We start from the raw sequence: 19,763 nt of genomic DNA on the forward strand, positions 1-19,763 counted from the left end.
ACCTCGACACCCCGCCCTTAAGAAAACCGAGTGGATCAAGCCCGCAGACCGGCCCGCGCGACCGGCGAAGCACGACGGGCGAGCACGACCAAGCCTCAACCGGCTCGCAGCGTCCGGCGGTCGATCACGTCCCCGAACCGGCTCGCACATCCGGGCGCACCGCCGGCAGGTTGGCGAGCGCGGCTGGCAGGTCGGCCAGGCTGGACACTTCGGCGTCGGGCGTGTGACCGTGCGGACGAGGAAGCCCGCGCCGGTTCAACCACACCGATCGCAAGCCCGCCCGCCGAGGTGCCACCACGTCGTGCTCCCACGAGTCCCCGACGTACACGATCTGCCCGGCTGGCACCCCGGCTGCGGCAACCACCGCCGCGTAGAAGTCCGGGGCCGGTTTCTTGGGCAGGCCGTTCTCGTGGGCGTACACCTCGAAGGCGAACTCGCCGGTGAGCCCGCAGCGCTCGGCGCGGCTGTTGCCGTTGGTGGCGAAACCCAGGGTGTACGCGGAGCGCAGCGTGGCCAGCGCCGCTGTCACGTCCGGGAAGGGTCTGGTGAGGGCGAATCGGCGGGCGAAGAAGAGGTCGGCGATCTCGCCCACGTGGTCGTCCAGACCGGCGCGGGCCAGCGACCGGGCCAGCGCGGCGCGGCGGATCTCCATCACCGGGGCAGCCGCCAGCTCCCCGAAGACCGCCTCCCAGTCCGACTCCAGCTCGGCGAGGGTCACCTCGGCCGCTGCCGGGGTGCGTCGGCGCATCTCGTCGAGGACTACCACCAGCCCGCCGGTCACCGCGGGGCGCAGGTCGAGCAGGGTTTCGTCGGCATCGAACACCACTGTGGTCAGCACACTGCCCACGATCTCATCGACCGTCGAGCGCGAGCGCGGGCTCGGGCGAGACGGGCGCGGACGCCGACGGAGTTCCGCGCAGCTCGTCGAGCCGGACCAGCGCGACCCCGGCGACGATCAACGCGCCTCCGAGGAGCTGCCAACCCGTGGGCAACTCGTCCAGGAACAGCCAGGCGATCAGCACAGCGAAGAGCACCTCGGTCAGCCCGACGAACGACGACAGCCGGGGGCCGAGGATCCGGGTGCCCGCGATACCGGCCAGGTACGCGATGACGGCGGCCACCAGCGAGAGCCCGGCGATGGGCAACAGCCAACTGGTGGGCTGCCCGGCGAAGGTGACCTCGCCGAAAGTGGCATGCAGCGGCAGCAGACCGGTCAGTCCGATGAGGAGCAGCACGATGGCGCCGACGGCCATTCCGCCGCTGGCCAGGGCGACTGAGGGCAGCCGGGGGTCGACCCGCCCGGCGAGCACGAAGTACCCGGCCAGGCCGAATGCCGCACCCAGACCCCAGAGCACACCCACCGGGTGGAAGTCGGCGGTGCCGGCGAGGTCGAGCACGAAGGCCAGCCCGGCCAGGGCGGCTACCGACCCGGCCACGGTGAGCCGGCGGGGTCGCTGCCCGTGCCGCAGCCACATCCACCCCACGACGAGGATGATGCCCAGGTATTCGAGCAGCAGCGCGACACCGACCGGCAGGTAGCGCACGGCGTTGAAGAAGCAGACCTGGGCCAGCGCCACCCCGAGGAGCCCGAAGAGCCCGATGGCAGTGGCGTTGCTCCGCAACACGGCCCACCTGCCCCGCAGCGACAGCAGGGCGGGGATCGCCAGCACCAGGGCGGCGATGCCGACCCGGGCGATCACCGCCGACTCGGCGGACCAGCCGGCCTCGATGAGTGATCGCGCGAAGGTGCCGGAGGTGGCGAAGGTGACGGCGGAGAGCAACGCCAACGCGGCGCCGGCGGCAGGTCGTGAGTGCATGTCGCGCTCCTCTGGGTCGGCACCGTGTCATGAGCAAACTATCCTTGTGCTGATGACGCTAGGCGGAAGCCATGACAGGAGTCAAGATGCTTTTTGCTCATGACACGGAGTGTTCCCTGATCGCTGCCGCCGCACTTGTCAACACGGCAGGTCGGGACGGCGAGTTGCTGTCCGACGTTGCCGCGCTGGACGCGTTCTTCGTCCGCTACTCCTACAGCGGACGGCACGAGCACACCGACGCCGAGCTACGCGCCGTCCAGCAGTTGCGGCCCCCACTGCGCCGCATCTGGTACGCCGAGCCGCCCGAGATCGTCGCCATCGTCAACGGTCTGCTACTGGAACACCGGGCGCTGCCCCAGCTCATCGAGCACGACGACGAGCCGTACCACCTGCACGCCGTGCCCCGCGACGCGCCGCTGGCCACCCGGATGGCGGTGGAGGCGGCGATGGCGACCGCCGACCTGGTCCGGATGGGCGAGCTGAGCCGACTGCGGATCTGCGAGTACCCGGACTGCGACAACGTGGTCGTCGACCTGTCCCGCAACCGGTCACGGCGGTTCTGCGAGGCCGGCTGCGGCAACCGCGCCGCGGTGACGGCCTACCGCGCCCGGCGAGCCGCCGGCCGATCCTGAGCAGCGGCTGCCCACTCCTCGGCCCGCAACTCGTACTCCACCTCGCCCTGCTCCGTCCCCGGAATCGGGTCGTCCCACTGGAGGTGGAAGGTCCGCACGTAGCGCAGACCCGCCTTGGCCATCACCCGCCGCGAACGTTCGTTGACCGCCATCGTCTCGGCCCAGACCCGACGCACCCCAACGGTGTCGAAGGCGTGCCGGACCAGCGCCCGCGACCCCTCGGTGGCCAGCCCCCGCCCCCACGTCGAGCGGCGCAGCCGGTAGCCCAACTCGGCCTCACCGCCGTCCGCCGACGGGTCGAGCGCGAACCAACCCAGGAAGTCGCCGCTCACCCGGTCGAGCGCCGCCCAACGGCCCAACCCGGGATACCGCTCATACTGGTCGAGGAGCCTCGGCAACTGCTCGTCGCGGACGGTGGCGCGCGGGGTGGCGACGCCACCGGTCAGGAACCGCATCACCTCGGGATCGCTGTCCAGCTCGACGAGCGCGTCCACGTCGGCCACGGTCAGCCGCCGCAACCGCAACCGCCCGGTCCACGGCAGGTCACTCATAACGGGATCATCCCGCCGCCCCACCCCGCCGTCGAGCCGTTTACCCGCGCCGTCCACACGCAAGATCCGCCCAACGTCACCGACGTTGCTGTCTCAGGTCGCGACGAGGCAGCAACGTCGGTGAAGGTGCCGGCAAGAACCCCGCGACCACCGTCGCGGGCGAGGCCGTCGCGTCAGTGCAGGAGCGCGACCACCAAAAGCCGCCAGGAGTACGCGTCGACAACCGCCACGAGACCGTTCGAGTCCCTACTGTCGCGCTCCCAACCACGCCTCCCATCCCGACTGCTCACGCAAGATCGCGCTCGATCGTGGACGGAGTGGGGTCCTGGCGTGCCGAAACCACTACATCCTGGATCGAGCGCGATCTTGGCGCGGGCAGGTCGGGGTGGGGCGCGCAGCCCGCGGCGCACAGCCCGGCCCGGGTGAGCTGAGCGACGCCCCGGGTCAGGGGTGGGTCATCCGGAGCAGGTCCAGCGTCTCGTCGAGCTGGGTCTCGGTGAGCTTGCCGGAATCGACGTGGCCTCGGGAGATCACCACCTCACGGATGGAGGTCTGCTTGGCCAGCGCCTCCTTGGCGATCGAGGCGGCCTCGTCGTACCCGAGGTAACGGTTGAGTGGGGTGACGATCGACGGTGAGCCTTCGGCGTACGCCAGGCAGACCTCGGCGTCCGCGACCAGGCCGACCACCAGCCGGTCGGCGAACAACCGGCTCGCCGCGGAGAGCAGCCGGATCGATTCCAGCAGGTTGCGGCCCATCACGGGGAGCATCACGTTCAGCTCGAAGTCGCCCTGGGAGCCGGCGAAGCCGACTGTCGCGTCGTTGCCGATCACCTGTGCGCAGACCTGCCGCATCGCCTCGGCAACCACCGGGTTGACCTTGCCCGGCATGATCGACGAGCCGGGCTGGAGGTCGGGGATGCGCAGCTCACGGAGGCCGGCACGCGGGCCGGAACCCATCCACCGGATGTCGTTGGCGATCTTGTAGAGGCCGACCGCCACGGTACGCAGCTGCCCCGACGTCTCCACCAGGGCGTCCCGGGCGCCCTGCGCCTCGAAGTGGTTGCGCGCCTCGGACAGCGGCAGCCCGGTCGACTCGCGTAGCTTGCCGATCACGGCAGCGGCGAAGCCGAGCGGAGTGTTGATGCCGGTGCCGACGGCGGTGCCACCCAGCGGCAGCTCGGCCAGCCGGGGCAACGCGCCTTCCAGCCGGTCCATGCCGTAGCGAACCTGGGCGGCGTACCCACCGAACTCCTGGCCCAGGGTGACCGGGGTGGCGTCCATCAGGTGGGTGCGTCCGGCCTTGACCACCGTCTCGAACTCCGCCGCCTTGGCCTCCAGCGCCGCCGCCAGGTGGCCCAGCGACGGCAGCAGGTCCTCCACGATGAACTGGGTGGCGGCCAGGTGGATCGAGGACGGGAAGACGTCGTTGCTGGACTGGGAGGCGTTGACGTGGTCGTTCGGGTGCACGGGTGAGCCCAGTTCCCGGCTTGCCAGGGTGGCGATCACCTCGTTGGCGTTCATGTTCGACGAGGTGCCCGAACCGGTCTGGAACACATCCACCGGGAACTGGTCGTCGTAGCCTCCGTCGGCCACGTGCGCCGCGGCGGCGGCGATGGCGGCGGCCACGTTGGCCTCGATCACGCCCAACTCTCCGTTGACCTCGGCCGCCGCGCCCTTGATCTGGGCGAGGGCCTTGATCTGGGCCGGTTCGATGCCCCGGCCGGAAATCGGGAAATTCTGCACCGCACGCTGGGTCTGTGCCCGCCACAGCGCCTCGGCGGGCACCTCCACCTCGCCCATCGAGTCGCGTTCGATCCGGTAACCGGTCGCCTCTGGAGTCGTCACGCGTACCATCCTGCCGCGCCGGTGACCGACTCGCAGATGATCCGTCAGCCCAACTCGGCGAGCAGGCGTGCCACCTCGTGCTGATTCGGCAACTCGATCTGGCGATACAGGAGAAACGCCCTGGTCAGGTGCGCACGGGCCGCCACCTGATCGGTCGGCAGGAGGCAGCGGGCGATGCCCTCCAGCGCCCGGGCCTCCTCGTGTCGGGCACCCAGCCCGGCGGCGTCGACGAGCACCCGACGATGCAGGTCGAGCGCGCTCGTCACGTCGCCCTGATCGAGGATGGCGCGGGCCAGCAGGTTGCGCGAGGCGCACTGGGCGGTCCGGTCGCCCACTTCGGTCATCGCGACGAGCGCCGCACGGTGCAGGTCGGCGGCGCGTTCCGGGCGGCCAGCCTCCCGTTCCATCATCCCGATCTCGTTGAGCACCTCACCCTCGCCGTACCGGGCGCCGACCTGTCGCTTGACCCGCAGCGCCACCCGCAGCAACCGGGCGGCCGGTCCCACGTCACCCATCCGATGCCGGATCATCCCGAGGTGCCCGAGGGCGTTGCCGATCCGACGCGGGTCGCCGACCTCGCGGGCGATCCCCAGGTGCCGTCGAGTGGTGCGCAGCGCCTCGTCGAGTCGGCCCCACAGCAGCAGGGTCATCGACAGGTTGTTGAGCTCGTTCGCCAGCCCGTCCAGGTCGCGCATCCGCGTCGCGAGCGCCCGGGCGACGTCGTAGCACTCCTGAGCACGGCGGAACTGGAAGTTGGCGGCGTACGAGGTGCCCAGGTTGCCGAGCGTGTTGCGAAACTCGGGGCGCAGACCGAGCCGGCGGAAGATTTCGAGCGACCTCTCCATCACCCGGATCGACTCTGGGAAATCGCCCAGCCGGTAGTGGGCCGAGGCCAGATAGTTGAGCATCGTCGCCACCGCCCTGTCGTCGCCCAACTCCTCGGCGGCGCGCAGGCCGATGGTGTGTGTCTCGATCAACTCATCCAGGCGACCGCTCTCGAACTGGGCGTACCAGCAGGCCCTCGCCATCTGCCAGCAGTACTGGGGGAAAGCCTCGGTCTCCGCCAACCGGACCAGTGCGGTCCACACCGCCAGGTTCTCGTCGAGCCAGGCCTGGCCCTGCTCGGCGACGAGCGTGACCAGGTCAGGGCGCAGGGGCTCCGCCACCACGATCAGCGAGTGCCCCGAGGAGAGTTCCATCGCTCGGGCGATCGCCGTGGCGACGTGCAGGTGGTGGTCAAGCAGACGTTCGATGCCGTCCCGCCGTTCGGCTGCCCGCTCAGGCTCGGACACCAGGGTCCGCGCGTACTCCCGGACCAGGTCGTGCAACCGGTACCGGCCCGGCTCGGCCTCCTCCACCAGGTTCGCGTCGACCAACTCGTCCAGCAGGTCCTGCGCGTCGGGCAGGGGCAGCTCGGCGAGGACGGCGGCGACCGAGTTGTCGAACCGTACCCCCGGGTGCAGGCCGAGCAGCCGGAACGCGCGCTGCGCGGCCGGTGGCACCTGGGCGTACGACAGGGCGAAGGCCCTACCGACGGACCGGTCGCCCGCTTCGAACTCCGCCAACGGATCGGGTCGGCTCGTCAGCCGCTCGGCCAGGTCGGCGATGCGCCAGCGGGGCCGGTGTGCCAGTCGGGCGCCGGCCAGCCGGATGGCGAGTGGCAGGTGGCCGCAACGGCGGACGACCTCTTTGGCCGCCTCCGGCTCGGCCGCCACCCGGTCGATGCCGACCACGTGGCCGAGCAACTCGATCGCCTCGTCCGTGTCGAACACGGACAGTGACGACGGTCGCCCCTCGTCCACGCCGACCAACCGGCGACGGCTGGTGATCAGGACCAGGCAGCGCGAGCCGTTGGGTAGCAGGGGTGTCACCTGGTCGGCGGTGGCCGCGTTGTCAAGCACCAGCAGGGCCCGCCGGCCGGCCAGCTCGGTACGCCAGAGGGCCAACCGGTCGTCCTGGTTGGTCGGCACCCGGTCGGCGGGCAGACCGAGCTGCCGCAGCAGCGTGGCCACCGCCGCGGACGGTGTCAGCGGGGTGCGCTCACTGTGCCCGTGCAGGTCGATGTAGAGCTGGGCGTCCGGGTAGTCGTTGGCCAAGGCGGTGGCGACGTGCACCGCGAGGGTGGTCTTACCGCTGCCGGCCATTCCGTCGATGAGTTGGATTCGCGCGCCGGCCTCCACGTCCTTTACCAGACGCGCCAGCGTCTGCTGCCGGCCGGTGAAGTCGCCGATCGCCCGGGGCAGCGAGCGGACCGGGTGGATCGGCGACGACGCCCGACCGGCCAGGACAAGATCGCCGGCGAGTACGCGCTGATGCAGCTTCTGCAGCTCGGCGCCCGGCTCGATGCCCAGCTCGTCGGCGTAGAACCGCCGACCCTCCCGGTAGACCGCGAGCGCGTCGGCCTGTCGACCGACAGCGGAGAGGGCGAGCATCAGTTGGCCGCGCAGCCGCTCCCGCAGCGGATGCTGGTCGACGCTCTCGGCGAGTTCGTCGATCAGCTCGGCGCCTCGGCCGAGACGCAGCTCGACGTCGACGCACTCCTCCAACGCGGTCAGACGCTGCTCGTCGAGTGCCTGCGCGCGGCGGCGGATGCTCCGGCTCTGGATACCGCAGAGCGCCGGCCCTCGCCAGAGCGCCAGGACGACGCGGTATGCCGTCCGCGCGTCGTCCAGCCGACCGGCCTCGGCGGCGGCGCGGGCCACCTCCACACCTCGGGCGAAGACCTCGACGTCCAGGTCGTCCGGCCGGGTGCGGACGCCGTACCCCACCGGATCGGTGACGATGGCCTCCGGTGCCAGCCCAAGCTCGGCGAACCGGCGGCGTAACCGCGACACACAGGTCTGCAACTGGGCCCGGGCGGTGGCCGGGGGGCGTTCCTCCCACACCGCGTCGACGAGCTCTTCCACCGGCACGAGCCGGCCGGCGCGCAGCAGCAGCATGGCGAGCACGACCCTGTCGCGACCAGCGGTGACGGTGGCCTCGCCACCGCCGACCCGCAGGGGCCCCAGAATCCCGAACCGCATCTGCTCCCCCGCCTCTCTGGCCCGACTTTCAGCAGCGTAGTCCGGCGGTAACAGATCGGCGCAGTCAGGCGATAGCGATGTGAGAGCGGATCGGCAGCGGTCCATCGGAGACTCACTGCGGGTTGTCGGTGACGGCATCCGACGGGGGCGGTGCGCACGTTCCTAACCCCCCAGCAAGGGCGGGCGCACCGATGTCGGTTCAGCACGGACGACAGGAGGGGCGTCGAGCGGATTCGCTCGGCGCCCCTTCCCATTTCGGTCGGGTCAGCGGCGGCCGACGGTGAGCACCGGCTTGGTGACCTCGGCGAAGAAGTCGTTGCCCTTGTCATCGACAACGATGAAGGCGGGGAAGTCCTCCACCTCGATCTTCCAGACCGCCTCCATGCCCAGCTCGGCGTACTCGAGCACCTCGACGTGCTTGATGCAGTCCTGGGCGAGGCGGGCCGCGGGGCCGCCGATCGAGCCGAGGTAGAAGCCGCCGTGCCGCTGGCAGGAGCGGGTCACCTGACCGGACCGGTTGCCCTTGGCGAGCATCACCTGCGAGCCACCCGCGGCCTGGAACTTCTCCACGTAGGCGTCCATCCGGCCGGCGGTGGTCGGGCCGAAGGAGCCGGAGGCGTAGCCCTCGGGGGTCTTCGCCGGGCCGGCGTAGTAGACAGCGTGGTCGCGTAGGTACTGCGGCATCGGCTCACCGGCGTCCAGCCGCTCGGCGATCTTCGCGTGCGCGATGTCCCGCGCCACCACGAGCGGACCGGACAGCGACAGCCGGGTCTTCACCGGGTACTTGGACAGCTCGGCGCGGATCTCGTCCATCGGCCGGTTCAGGTCGACCCGGACCACCAGCTCGGCGTCGAGCGCGTCGTCGGTGACGTCGGGAAGGAAGCGCGCCGGGTCGGTTTCCAGTCGCTCCAGCCACACACCCGACGGGGTGATCTTGGCAACCGCCTGCCGGTCGGCCGAACAGGAGACGGCGATCGCCACCGGGCAGGACGCGCCGTGCCGGGGCAGCCGGACCACCCGTACGTCGTGGCAGAAGTACCGGCCACCGAACTGCGCCCCGATGCCGAAGTTGCGGGTCAGCTCCAGCACCTCGGCCTCCAACTCCAGGTCGCGGAAGCCGTGCGCGCTCATCGAGCCGGAGGTGGGCAGCGCGTCGAGATACTTCGCGCTGGCGTACTTCGCGGTCTTCAGGGCGTACTCGGCGGAGGTGCCGCCGATGACGATGGCCAGGTGGTACGGCGGGCAGGCGGCGGTGCCGATCAGCCGCAACTTCTCCTCCAGGAACTGCATCATCCGCGTCGGATTGAGCAGCGCCTTGGTCTCCTGGTAGAGGTACGACTTGTTGGCCGAGCCACCACCCTTGGCCATGAACAGGAACTTGTACGCGTCGGGGTGCCCGTCCGGGTCCTCGGCGTACAGGTCCACCTGGGCCGGCAGGTTGCTGCCGGTGTTCCGCTCGTCCCACATGGTCAGCGGGGCGAGTTGGGAGTACCGCAGGTTGAGCTTGGTGTAGGCCTGGTAGACGCCCCGGGAGATGGCCTCGGCGTCCGCGCCGTCGGTGAGCACGTGCCGGCCGCGCTTGCCCATCACGATCGCGGTGCCGGTGTCCTGGCACATCGGCAACACCCCGCCGGCGGCGATGTTGGCGTTGCGCAGCAGGTCCAGCGCGACGAACCGATCGTTCGGCGAGGCGGCCGGGTCGTCGATGATCGCCCGGAGCTGGGCCAGGTGCGCGGGGCGGAGGAAGTGCGCGATGTCGTGCATCGCCTCGGCGGTCAGCGCGGTGAGCGCGGCCGGCTCCACGGTGAGGAACCGGCGGCCTCCGGGGCCGTGTACGACGTCGACGCCCTCGTCGGTGACCAGGCGATAGTCCGTCTGGTCGGGGCCGGTTGGCAGCAGGGGGGCGTACGAGAATGCGGCGGCACTGCTCATGAGCGGCAAGCCTAGGGCAGACCGGTCGATCACTCCCACCCGCCGGGCGGGTCCTGGGACGCCGCTCTCATCCCGCGGGCCCGCGGCCCGCTCAGCCATCGGGTGACCAGGCTCTCAGCCGTCCTTGCCGCCGTCCGGGTCGGAGCACAGCTCACCCTTCGGCCCGCAGTCGCCGTTGTTCGGCCCGCCGGGGCCGGCGCCTCCCGGCCCGGGGGTCCCGCCGTCGCCGGGTGGCCGGGCGGGTGAGCCCCCGGCGGCGCCGAAGCGGACGTACCCGATCTCGCGCCCCTCGCCGATGATCATGCCCTGTGACCCGACCGCGAGGGCGTTCGCCGAGGTACGCAGCACGGCCAGTTCCCGGCCGTTGCGCGGGTCCACCGCGACCAACCGGGACGGTTTCTCGTCAGCGACCACCGCCGCGTACGGGGTCAGCGCGGCGCCGGCCTTGCCGCTGGCGGGCCGCGTCCACAGCACCCGGTCGGTGCCGAGCTGCCGGGCCACCACCGAACGTTTGTCGGCGGCACGGAACACCGCGTAGCGGTCGTCGACAGCGATCAGCTTGGTGCCCGGTTCGCCGACCCAGAGCAGCCGCCCGTCGTACCCGTCGACCACCGCCTCGCGGCCGTCCGGGCCGACACCGATCAGCACGTTGCGCGCGCCCTGTGGGTCTTCGCGCTGCACGCAGCCGGCGCTGTCGGCGGTCCGCAGGTTGACCCCGGCCCGCTGCCAGGCCTCCTGCCCGGTCGCCGGGTCCCGGGCCGAGATGGCGAAGTAACAGGTGCCGTCCTGGGAACGGGCGGAGATCCGCAGCATCCGGCCGCCCACCACGGACAGCCGCTCGTCCCGCCCGGGTTCGACGTTCTGCAACACGCGACCGGTGGCGGTGTCGACGACGTGCACCCGGCCGTCCACCGGGAAGCCGAGCAGCGGTGGCGCTGCTTCCGCCCCGGCCACCCCGTCGTCGATCCGGGTGGCGGCGAGCCGGCGGGTGCCGCGCAGGCCCGGGTTGTCGGCGAGCAGACCACTGTGCACGCCCGGCAGGAAGGCCGTCCAGATTGGCGCGGTGCCACGCGGATCCCAGGCGCTCAGGGTGCAGTCGGTGGCGTCCGTGCAGCGGGCGTCCAGGAGCAGGTTGCGGTACGTCCAGACGGCCACCGCGTCGTCGTCGCGTCGCCGGGTCACCCCGGTGGCCGGATCGAGCAGCTCGTACCCCTTGACCAGGAGCTTGCCCACGGCGACGACCGGGTCCCGGTCGCCGCCCGCGACCGCCGCCCAGTCCGCCTTGCGCTCCCAGAGCTGACCGCCGGTGGCCAGGCTGCGGGCTTCCACCCGGGTGCGCTGCTCGACCACGACGGCGTCGCCGGCGATTGTCACGCTGCGCGGGGTGCCGCCGATCCGTTGCTGCCAGACCACGTCGGGCTCGGAGATGGGTTCGCTGCGGTCCACCCAGTCCCACAGGCCGGGGAAGGGGTTCCACACGCCGGTCGCGGCGAGCGCGACGACCACGGCGAGGCCGAGCAGCAGCCCGACCCGCACGCTCCCCTTCGCCACCCGCACACCGTAGCCACGATCCCGGATCTTCCGTACGCCCGCGCCGCCGTGTCGCCGCGCTTTCTACGCCCGAAGGTGTTACGAGGGTGTTCGTCCTTCCCCGCGCACGGCGCTGCGGACGAGGGGAAGCGTGCGGTACGGGATCTGCTCGGCCAGCGCGATGATCGTCGAGGCCCGGGTGATGCCGGCGGAGGAGACGATCTGGTCGATGACCCGCTGCAGATCGGTGTTGGAGCGAGCCACGATCCGGCAGAGCAGGTCGCTGGAGCCGGTGATGGTGTGCGCCTCCAGCACCTCGGGGATGGCGGCGAGGTGGGCGGTGACCGGGTCGTGCCCGTGCCGCTGGCTGATCTCCAGGGTGACGAAGCTGGTCACCCCGAACCCGATAGCGGCCGGTGCGATCTCCGGGCCGAAGCCACCGATGACGCCCCGGTCGACAAGCTTGTCCAGCCGGGCCTGCACGGTGCCGCGGGCTACCCCGAGCCGGCGGGAGCACTCCAGCACCCCGATCCGCGGCTCCTCGGCGAGCAGATCGATCAAGCGCACATCGAGCACATCGAGCTGTACATTCTGCTCACCATTCATGACCCAATACCATACCGAATGCGCAACCTGACCAGCTTTTCTGCCCACAGTTGCCCACCCGGTGCCGGGACAGCGATCCTCCCTGAAAGAACCGACCACGGCGGCCCACGAGGCCGGCCGGTACGCGAGGGAGCCCACCATGACCCAGGCGATCGACCGACCCCAGTCGACCGAGGACGTCGACGTCGACCGGCTCGTCGGCGCTGTCGACCACGACATCAGCCACGACCCGTTCCCGGTCCGGGGCCTCGACCACGTGCACTTCCTGGTCGGCAACGCCAAGCAGGCGGCGCACTACTACTCCACCGCCTTCGGCATGACCTGCGTGGCGTACCGCGGCCCCGAGCAGGGTTACCGTGACCACGCCCAGTACGTGCTCACCAGCGGCTCGGCCCGGTTCGTGCTGACCGGCGCGGTGCGCCCGGACGCCGACGGCGCCGAGCACGTGGCGAAGCACAGCGACGGGATCAGCGACATCGCGCTGGAGGTGCCGGACGTCGACGCCGCCTACGCGCACGCCATCGCGCAGGGCGCCGCCAGCGTCGTCGAGCCGCACGAGGTGACCGACGAGCACGGCACCGTCCGGATGGCCGCCATCGCCGCGTACGGCGACACCCGGCACACCCTTGTCGACCGGTCCCGCTACACCGGCCCGTTCCTGCCCGGCTTCGCCGCTCGCGGCCCGATCGTGGACCGGCAGCCGATGATCGACGCCGGCATCCAGCCGAAGCGCTTCTTCCAGGCCGTCGACCACGTGGTCGGCAACGTGGAGCTGGGCCGGATGGACGAGTGGGTCGAGTTCTACAAGCGGGTGATGGGCTTCTCCAACATGGCGGAGTTCGTCGGCGACGACATCGCCACCGACTACTCGGCGCTGATGAGCAAGGTCGTCGCGAACGGCACCCGCAAGGTGAAGTTCCCGCTCAACGAGCCGGCGATCGCCCGCAAGAAGTCCCAGATCGACGAGTACCTGGAGTTCTACCAGGGCCCCGGGGCGCAGCACATCGCCGTCGCCACCAACGACATCGTGGCCAGCGTCGACGCGATGCGGGCCGCCGGGGTGGAGTTCCTGGACACCCCGGACTCGTACTACGAGGACCCCGAGCTGCGCGCCCGCATCGGCAAGGTGCGGGTGCCGATCGAGGAGCTGAAGGCCCGCAAGATCCTTGTTGACCGGGACGAGGACGGCTACCTGCTCCAGATCTTCACCAAGCCGGTGCAGGACCGCCCCACCGTCTTCTTCGAGCTGATCGAGCGGCACGGCTCGCTGGGCTTCGGCAAGGGCAACTTCAAGGCGCTCTTCCAGGCCATCGAGCGGGAGCAGGAAGCCCGCGGCAACCTGTAACACTTGCGAGCGTGACGCAGCCTCCGTCGTACCCGACACCGCCGGCCGGTGGGCCCCAGCCCGCCGCCGGCGGCGTCGCGCCGCCGCCCGGACCACACCCCCACGGGTACGCTGCGCCGCCGCAGTACGCCCCGCCCGGTTACGCCCCGGCGCCGTACCCCCAGCCCGGTTACGTGCCGCCGCAGTACGCCCAGCCCGGTTACGTGCCGCCGGCGTGGCACGCCGGGCCGCCCGGCCCGCTGCCGCCGCCGCTGAGCCCGGGTGGTCAGCCGCTGGCGAGCTTCGCCGACCGGCTGCTGGCCTGGCTGATCGACACGGCGCTGGCCACCGCCGTGTCGATGGTGCTGTTCGTGCCGTTCTTCCTCATCCTCTGGTGGCGGATGGCCACCATGACGACCCGGACCAACCCGGACGGCTCGCTGGTGGAACCCGAATTCGTCACCGTCTTCCTCGAGTTCTTCCTGCCGATCATGCTGCTGCAGTTCGCGCTCCTCGTCGTGATGCTCGCGTTCTACTGGCTCTACCACGTCGAATACCTCAAGCGCGGCGGTCAGACGGTCGGCAAGAAGGCGTTGAAGCTGCGCGTGGTGCCGATCGACCCGACCCGTTCGCTGGACCGGCGGATGGCCGGCCGCCGCTGGCTCGTGCAGTACCTGGGGGGCTCGTTGGTCCCGGCCGGCGTCTACGTCGACGGGTTGTGGCAGCTCTGGGACAAGCCGTGGCAGCAGTGCCTCCACGACAAGTTCGCCGAAACGGTCGTCGTTAAGGTGTCCACGTGAGCGAGCGCAGCGAGCGAACCAGCAGGCCCAGTAGCGTGGCGCCTCGCGCCGTCGCGCAGCGAAGCGGAGCGACGGCGTGAGCGTTCAACCCGGTTGGTACGTGGACCCGGCCGACACCGATACCCGGCGATACTGGGACGGCGAGGGTTGGCTCGGCGCGCCCATCCCCGTTGACGCCACCCCGCCGGACGGCCCTCCACCGGTCGAGCCGCCGCCCGCGCCGGTCACCCCGGCCGCGCCCGCCACGGCGGGCACCTCGGGCCCGGCGACCGTCGGTGTCGGCGGGCCACCGCAGCAGGGCCCACCACCGGGGTACGGCCCACAGCCGGGCCACGGTCCGGGCTGGGGACCGGCCGCCAGCCCGCCTGGTTGGGGTCCGCAGGGCAATCCGCCGGGCTGGGCGCCTCCGGGTGGCCAACCTGGCTGGGCGCCCCCACCCGGCCACCCCGGTTGGTCGACCCGACCGCCCGAGCCGCGACCGCACGGCCTCGTGCTGGCCGGCTACGGCCGCCGGTTGGTCGCTCGGCTGATCGACTTCGGTCTCGTCCTCGCCCTGAACATCGTGGCCAACGGCTGGTTCGTCTGGCGTTTGGCACAAGAATGGGCCCCGTACTGGCGGGAGGTCTTCCGGCGGGCGGCGCGGGGCGAAACCTCCGCCGAGGGCCTGCCGTTGCCCAGTGAGCAGGCCGATCTGCTCCTGCTGGTGATCCTGCTGATCGCCAGCGCGCTCTGGCTGGCGTACGAGGTGCCGGCCATGGCCGCCAACGGGCAGACCGTCGGCAAGCGGCTGATGCGGATCCGGGCGGTGCCGCTCGCCGCCGACCAGCCGCTGGGCATGGGTCGGTCGTTGAGCCGGTGGAGCACGCTCGGTCTGCCGACTCTGCTCTGGTACTGCGCCGGGATCGGTCTGGTGCTGCAACTGGTCGACGCCCTCTCCCCGCTCTTCGACCACCCGCTGCGTCAGGCGCTGCACGACAAGCGCGCGCAGACAGTCGTCGTCGAAGTTCCGCACCCCACCGGTTCCGCCCCCTCGAACGACCGCAACCAGCACTCGGGAGACACCCCATGAACGACTCCGGACGTCACCAGCCGGCGCTGCGGCTGACCCGCGTCGACCTGGACGCGCTGCCCAACTACGTGCCGGGTCGCAGTCCCGCCGACCTGGCTCGGGAGTTGGGCCTGCCGGAGGCCATCAAGCTGGCCAGCAACGAGGTGCCGTACGGGCCGCTGCCGGGGGTGGTGGAGGCGGTCACCGAGGCGATCACCACCTCGCACCGCTACCCGGACATGGGCGTGGTCGCGCTGCGGGACGCGTTGGCCGAGCGGTACGGGGTGGACGCCGACCGCATCGCCACCGGCTGCGGGTCGGTGGCGCTCGCCGAGCACCTGGTCCGGGCCACCTGCCTGCCCGGCGACGAGGTGCTCTACTCGTGGCGGTCCTTCGAGGCGTACCCGATCATCGTGGCGACCAGCGGCGCGACAAGCGTGCGGGTGCCCAACGACGCCGGGCACGGGCACGACCTGACGGCGATGGCCGCGGCGGTGACGGACCGGACGCGGGTGATCTTCGTCTGCAACCCGAACAACCCCACCGGTACGGCGGTGCGCCGGGCCGAGCTGGACCGGTTCCTCGACGCGGTGCCGGACGACGTGCTTGTGGTGATCGACGAGGCGTACCGGGAGTTCGTCACCGACCCGGAGGTGCCGGACGGTCTCGACTACCTGGACCGGCCGAACGTGGCGGTGTTGCGCACCCTGTCGAAGGCGTGGGGTCTGGCCGGGCTGCGGATGGGCTGGCTGGTTGCCCAGCCGGTGGTGGCCGGGGCCATCCGTAAGGTGACGACCCCGTTCTCCAGCAGCACGGCGGCCCAGGCCGGGGCGCTCGCCGCGCTGACCCAGGCGACGGAGATGGAGCGCCGCTGCGCCCTGGTCGTCGCCGAGCGGGACCGGGTCGGTGAGGCGCTGCGCAAGTTCGTGCCCGAGGTGCCGACGAGCCAGGCCAACTTCGTCTGGCTGCCGCTGGGCGAGCGGGCCGTGGCGTTCGGCAAGGCGTGCGAGGCACGCGGGGTGATCGTGCGACCGTTCGCCGGGGACGGGGTCCGGGTCACCATCGGCACCCCCGCCGAGAACGACGCGTTCCTCGCCGCCGCGGAGTCGGCGCTGGCCTGAGCCAGATCGGGTCATAAGACCTATTTGTCCACTTCTGCCCCGTTAAGTGCCCTATCTCCCGAAGTAGCCGGTTGCTTGGAGAAATCACGCCGGCTCACTTCGAGAAAACGGGGTAACAAACAGTGCGTACTGCCAAGATCTGCCTCACCGCGGCGGCCGCGACCGCGATGGTGGGCTTTCTCGCCGCACCGGCCACCGCCGCACCGACCGACACCACCACCGTCACCTTCGAGGTGCTCGCCGGCACCCTCGACATCGACGCGCCGGCCACCGCCGACCTGGGCACCGGCGCGCCCGGTGGCACCATCACCGGCCCGCTCGGCCCGGTCACTGTCACCGACTCCCGGGGTGCGGCGGACGCATCCTGGGTGGCCTCGGTGACCGCCAGCGTCTTCCAGACCGGCGGCGGCAGTCCTCCCGAAACGGTCCTCCCGGAGGAGATCGACTACTGGTCCGGCACGGCGACGGCGACCACCGGCACCGGCACCTTCACGCCCGGCCAGGCCACCGCCGGCGCCGCCGCGCCGCTGAGCAGCGTCACCCCGCTCACGGCATTCACCCACGCGGGCGGCACGGGTGGCAACACGGCGACCTGGAACCCCACCCTGATCGTCAACGTGCCGCTGGACAGCATCGCGGGCGTCTACACCGGGACGGTGACGCATTCGGTGGCCTAGCCGCCGGGGCCGGTCGACCGTGGCTGTCGCACTGGCGCTGCTCTGCCTCGCCGGTCCGGGTCTGTCGACCCGGGCCGGCGCGGCCGAGCCGGACGCCGACGACCGCCTCGGAATCCGGCTGCTGGAGGCGCCGAGCAATCGCCGCGACGACCCCCGGGCGTTGCGCTACATCGTTGACCACCTGCGGCCGGGCACCACCATCAAGCGACAACTGCTGATCAGCAATCGCACCGACCAGGTCCGCCGCATCGACGTGTATCCGGCGGCCTCGACGGTGGAGGGTTCGGAGTTCAGGTTCGGCGAGGGCCGCGCGGCCAACGAACTGACCTCCTGGGTCACCCTCGACGACTCTGTCGTGAAGGTGCAACCGTGGGGCGAGGCCCGGGTCCGGGCGACAATCACGGTGCCGCCGGCCGCCTCGCGGGGCGAGCGGTACGGGGTGATCTGGGCGTCCGCCACCTCCGCGCCCCGCTCCGACGGAGAGGTCGTCCAGGTCCACCGGGTCGGCGTCCGGATGTACCTCGACGTCGGACCCGGCGGCGAACCGGTCTCCGACTTCTCCATCGGAGAGCTTCGCCCGGCCCGTAGCCCGGCGGGCGAACCCTCGGTAACCGCCCAGGTCACCAATACCGGCGGCCGTGCCATCGACCTGACCGGCTCGGTCGCCCTCACCGACGGACCGGCCGGCAGCCGAGCCGGCCCATTCCCGGTCGGGCAGGGCGTCACGCTGCCGCCGGGTGGCTCCGGGCAGGTCATCGCCCGGCTACCGGCCGAGTTGCCGAACGGGCCCTGGAAGATCGAGGTGAAGCTGGAGAGCGGGCTGGTGAAGCGCAGCGTCACCGCGCAGATCCGGTTCCCCGAGGCGGGTCAGGTCGGCAAACGGGGCAGCGTCATCTCCCGGATGACGTCCGGCTGGACCGTGGCGGCGGCCGTCGCGGGCCTCCTGCTCCTCGCCGGCATCGCGGTGCTGGCCCGTCGATCCCGCCGGTCCCCGCAGCCCCCCAGCGGCAGGCCACAGGAGCGAGTCCCGGCCGAACTCTGACCCCGCACCGGCCGCCGACGGCAGACGCACGTCAGACCCGCCGGCGACGGGCGGCGAACCCACCGACGATCAGCAGGGTCACGCCCAGGCCGGTGAGCAGCAACGTCGACCCGCCGGAACCGGTGACCGGCAATCGACCACCGTGGCTGGGCGTGGGCTGGGGTGGCGCCGGGGTGGGTTGCGTGGGTGTGGGCGTGGGCGGCGGGGGTTGTGTCGGAGTGGGTGTCGGCGACGCCGGCAGGATCTCGAAGGTGACGCCGCCGTCCGCCGACGGCGCGGCCCCGACGGCACCGAACCCGCGCGCCGACGCGGAAGCGGCGTCGAGCACCGGCGGAACCGCCAGTGTGAGGCTCGCCGCGGCGGCCAGTGCCCCGCCCACGAGGTAGTTGGCTGCCGTCCTGCCCATGCGCCGACCCCTTCCCGAGGAAAACGTGAACCGTGAGGAACATACCTTTTTCCGACAAAGGGTATGGACGGTTCGGTTCTCCGGGGCCGGAGACGCCACGATCAGGTGGCGGCCAGGATCACCGCCTCCGCCGTCAGGTAGTAACGCCTGTCGTCGCCGGCACTGTCGACAGGCCTGCGGAGTCGTTCCACAGCGACGTAGCCGCCCCCGGCCCCCACCGCCCCGGGCACCCAGCCCGTCCCGTCCCGTCCGACGTTGAGCGAGAAACGGGACAGTTGCGAACCGGTCACCGGGTCCAGCGTCACCAGCTCGTTGGCTTCGGTAAGGAGATGCACCCGGCCAGGCTGCGCGGCGAGGATCCGTGCCGCACCGAGGTCGGCGGACCGCCACAGCTCGACGCCCGTACGCGCCGACCGACCCACCGCCACCCCGTCGAGCACCACGACGGCCTTGTCACCCACCACTGTGGCACCGGCCGGATCGAGCGCGGGGGCAGCGACCGGCTCGCCGGCGCCCACCAGCCACCCCCGGCCGGCCGCGTCGCCGGGTCCCGCGGTGCGCAGGGCCGGGCAGTCCGACCGGCCGGTACGACAACCGAGCGGAGTGACCGCCAACTCGTCCGACCCACCCGGCGGTCGCCACCGTTCGCGCACCGCGCCGGTCGACGCGTCCCGGAACTCGACGGTCGCGGGCCCGGCACACCGGTCCAGACCGATCAGCTGACCGGTAGCGGTGGTGCCGACGTCGCCGCGACACCTACCGGGCAGGTCGACCCGCCACAACTGCCGGCCGCCGCGCACCTCGACCCCGCGCGCCTCGGCGTCTCCGCTGGCCACCACCACCGTGCGACCGTCCGGGAGGTCGGTGAGGTGAAGCCCGCGCGGGTCCCAGACGGTCGCCGCACCGGTACGCCGTACCACCGCCTCACTCTCGGTGGGCTCCGGGCCGTCGGCCCTCCAGAGCACCCGACCGGTCGGCGCGTCGAGCGCGACCAGTTGCCCGTCGGACCAACGGCTGACCACCGTGCCGCCGCTGGCCACCACCCCGGTCAACGCCGCCGGCCAGCGGCGGTACGACCAGTACGGGGTGGTCCGGTGCTTACCGTCGACCGGCCGGTCGGCGTAGACCTGCCGGTGCGCGGCGTACACCCGCAGTCTCCCGTCCACGATCAACGGGGCGACCGGCAGTCGACCGACCACACCGGCGGGCGGTTGGGCCGCCGGCGGATAGTCGGCTCGGGCCACGGTGCTCACCTCGGCCGGCGCGAGCACCCGGTGGACGATGACCGCGACAGCCGCCGTCGCGAGCAGCGCCGCGACCGCCATCACGAGCCGTCGTCGGCCCCTCGGGATCCCCATGCCGCACCTCCGCCCGGCACCCTACCCAGCGGAACCGGCCGAACCCCGCGC

Annotated in this window: 17 protein-coding genes; 7 read left to right on the forward strand and 10 right to left on the reverse strand. The window is 71.6% G+C overall.

All coding sequences use genetic code 11. The features are described from left to right. Nucleotides 1-124 precede the first annotated feature (124 nt). Together ACQPWW_RS32305 and ACQPWW_RS32310 are read right to left on the reverse strand one after the other, a co-directional pair. Entirely contained in the window at nt 125-838 is a 714-nt protein-coding gene (locus ACQPWW_RS32305; RefSeq protein WP_433134712.1) for an HAD family hydrolase, read from the reverse strand. Between the two features lie 13 nt (nt 839-851). Further along, on the reverse strand, nt 852-1,817 hold the full coding sequence (locus ACQPWW_RS32310) for an EamA family transporter (protein ID WP_433127589.1): 966 nt from the start codon (nt 1,815-1,817) through the stop codon (nt 852-854). 86 nt (nt 1,818-1,903) lie between these two features. Here ACQPWW_RS32310 and ACQPWW_RS32315 point away from each other — a divergent pair, with 86 nt between their 5' ends. Further along, nucleotides 1,904-2,449: a CGNR zinc finger domain-containing protein gene (locus tag ACQPWW_RS32315; protein WP_433127590.1), complete on the forward strand. Its 546-nt coding sequence runs from the start codon at nt 1,904-1,906 to the stop codon at nt 2,447-2,449. On the opposite strand, the gene ACQPWW_RS32320 is transcribed toward ACQPWW_RS32315, so the two are convergent. The 6 genes from ACQPWW_RS32320 to ACQPWW_RS32345 form a co-directional block, all read right to left on the reverse strand. Beyond that, nucleotides 2,416-3,000 (reverse strand): GNAT family N-acetyltransferase, encoded by a 585-nt coding sequence (locus tag ACQPWW_RS32320; RefSeq protein ID WP_433127591.1) that lies wholly within the window; start codon nt 2,998-3,000, stop codon nt 2,416-2,418. The genes ACQPWW_RS32315 and ACQPWW_RS32320 overlap by 34 nt on opposite strands. A 444-nt stretch (nt 3,001-3,444) precedes the next feature. Next, nucleotides 3,445-4,854 (reverse strand): class II fumarate hydratase, encoded by a 1,410-nt coding sequence (locus tag ACQPWW_RS32325; protein ID WP_433127592.1) that lies wholly within the window; start codon nt 4,852-4,854, stop codon nt 3,445-3,447. 35 nt (nt 4,855-4,889) lie between these two features. Further along, nucleotides 4,890-7,868, reverse strand: coding sequence for a BTAD domain-containing putative transcriptional regulator (locus ACQPWW_RS32330; RefSeq protein ID WP_433127593.1), 2,979 nt, complete (start codon nt 7,866-7,868; stop codon nt 4,890-4,892). A 264-nt stretch (nt 7,869-8,132) separates the two neighbouring features. After that, complete coding sequence (locus ACQPWW_RS32335; RefSeq protein ID WP_433127594.1) at nt 8,133-9,800, reverse strand: fumarate hydratase; 1,668 nt, start codon at nt 9,798-9,800, stop codon at nt 8,133-8,135. A gap of 114 nt (nt 9,801-9,914) precedes the next feature. Beyond that, entirely contained in the window at nt 9,915-11,324 is a 1,410-nt protein-coding gene (locus tag ACQPWW_RS32340) for a PQQ-binding-like beta-propeller repeat protein (protein ID WP_433134714.1), read from the reverse strand. 105 nt (nt 11,325-11,429) lie between these two features. Further along, entirely contained in the window at nt 11,430-11,936 is a 507-nt protein-coding gene (locus tag ACQPWW_RS32345; RefSeq protein ID WP_433127595.1) for an Lrp/AsnC family transcriptional regulator, read from the reverse strand. 139 nt (nt 11,937-12,075) lie between these two features. Between ACQPWW_RS32345 and hppD the strand changes: the two genes are divergently transcribed. The 6 genes from hppD to ACQPWW_RS32375 all read left to right on the forward strand — a co-directional run bounded on the left by hppD (nt 12,076) and on the right by ACQPWW_RS32375 (nt 17,948). Beyond that, complete coding sequence (hppD, locus tag ACQPWW_RS32350) at nt 12,076-13,281, forward strand: 4-hydroxyphenylpyruvate dioxygenase (protein WP_433127596.1); 1,206 nt, start codon at nt 12,076-12,078, stop codon at nt 13,279-13,281. 11 nt (nt 13,282-13,292) lie between these two features. Next, nucleotides 13,293-14,060 (forward strand): RDD family protein, encoded by a 768-nt coding sequence (locus tag ACQPWW_RS32355; protein WP_433127597.1) that lies wholly within the window; start codon nt 13,293-13,295, stop codon nt 14,058-14,060. A 76-nt stretch (nt 14,061-14,136) separates the two neighbouring features. Then, a complete protein-coding gene (locus ACQPWW_RS32360) occupies nt 14,137-15,129 on the forward strand; it encodes an RDD family protein (protein WP_433127598.1) in 993 nt (330 codons plus the stop codon). Further along, nucleotides 15,126-16,229, forward strand: coding sequence for a histidinol-phosphate transaminase (gene hisC, locus ACQPWW_RS32365; protein ID WP_433127599.1), 1,104 nt, complete (start codon nt 15,126-15,128; stop codon nt 16,227-16,229). The genes ACQPWW_RS32360 and hisC overlap by 4 nt, the downstream gene beginning before the upstream one ends. 122 nt (nt 16,230-16,351) lie before the next feature. Continuing rightward, a complete protein-coding gene (locus tag ACQPWW_RS32370; RefSeq protein WP_433127600.1) occupies nt 16,352-16,906 on the forward strand; it encodes a hypothetical protein in 555 nt (184 codons plus the stop codon). Nucleotides 16,907-16,925: 19 nt separating this feature from the next. Next, on the forward strand, nt 16,926-17,948 hold the full coding sequence (locus tag ACQPWW_RS32375; protein WP_433127601.1) for a hypothetical protein: 1,023 nt from the start codon (nt 16,926-16,928) through the stop codon (nt 17,946-17,948). 31 nt (nt 17,949-17,979) lie between these two features. On the opposite strand, the gene ACQPWW_RS32380 is transcribed toward ACQPWW_RS32375, so the two are convergent. Both ACQPWW_RS32380 and ACQPWW_RS32385 read right to left on the reverse strand, forming a co-directional pair. Continuing rightward, entirely contained in the window at nt 17,980-18,354 is a 375-nt protein-coding gene (locus ACQPWW_RS32380) for an LPXTG cell wall anchor domain-containing protein (RefSeq protein WP_433127602.1), read from the reverse strand. A 101-nt stretch (nt 18,355-18,455) separates the two neighbouring features. After that, nucleotides 18,456-19,712: a PQQ-binding-like beta-propeller repeat protein gene (locus ACQPWW_RS32385; protein ID WP_433127603.1), complete on the reverse strand. Its 1,257-nt coding sequence runs from the start codon at nt 19,710-19,712 to the stop codon at nt 18,456-18,458. Between the last annotated feature and the right edge of the window lie 51 nt (nt 19,713-19,763).

The sequence above is a fragment of the Micromonospora sp. CA-240977 genome (assembly GCF_050942285.1).
GTDB lineage: Bacteria > Actinomycetota > Actinomycetes > Mycobacteriales > Micromonosporaceae > Micromonospora.

Coding starts and splice junctions, on each gene's coding strand:
- ACQPWW_RS32310 (WP_433127589.1), bottom strand. CDS start 1,817: ATGCACTCACGACCTGCCGCCGGCGCCGCGTTGGCGTTGCTCTCCGCC.
- ACQPWW_RS32315 (WP_433127590.1), top strand. CDS start 1,904: ATGCTTTTTGCTCATGACACGGAGTGTTCCCTGATCGCTGCCGCCGCA.
- ACQPWW_RS32320 (WP_433127591.1), bottom strand. CDS start 3,000: ATGAGTGACCTGCCGTGGACCGGGCGGTTGCGGTTGCGGCGGCTGACC.
- ACQPWW_RS32325 (WP_433127592.1), bottom strand. CDS start 4,854: ATGGTACGCGTGACGACTCCAGAGGCGACCGGTTACCGGATCGAACGC.
- ACQPWW_RS32330 (WP_433127593.1), bottom strand. CDS start 7,868: ATGCGGTTCGGGATTCTGGGGCCCCTGCGGGTCGGCGGTGGCGAGGCC.
- ACQPWW_RS32335 (WP_433127594.1), bottom strand. CDS start 9,800: ATGAGCAGTGCCGCCGCATTCTCGTACGCCCCCCTGCTGCCAACCGGC.
- ACQPWW_RS32345 (WP_433127595.1), bottom strand. CDS start 11,936: ATGAATGGTGAGCAGAATGTACAGCTCGATGTGCTCGATGTGCGCTTG.
- hppD (WP_433127596.1), top strand. CDS start 12,076: ATGACCCAGGCGATCGACCGACCCCAGTCGACCGAGGACGTCGACGTC.
- hisC (WP_433127599.1), top strand. CDS start 15,126: ATGAACGACTCCGGACGTCACCAGCCGGCGCTGCGGCTGACCCGCGTC.
- ACQPWW_RS32380 (WP_433127602.1), bottom strand. CDS start 18,354: ATGGGCAGGACGGCAGCCAACTACCTCGTGGGCGGGGCACTGGCCGCC.
- ACQPWW_RS32385 (WP_433127603.1), bottom strand. CDS start 19,712: ATGGGGATCCCGAGGGGCCGACGACGGCTCGTGATGGCGGTCGCGGCG.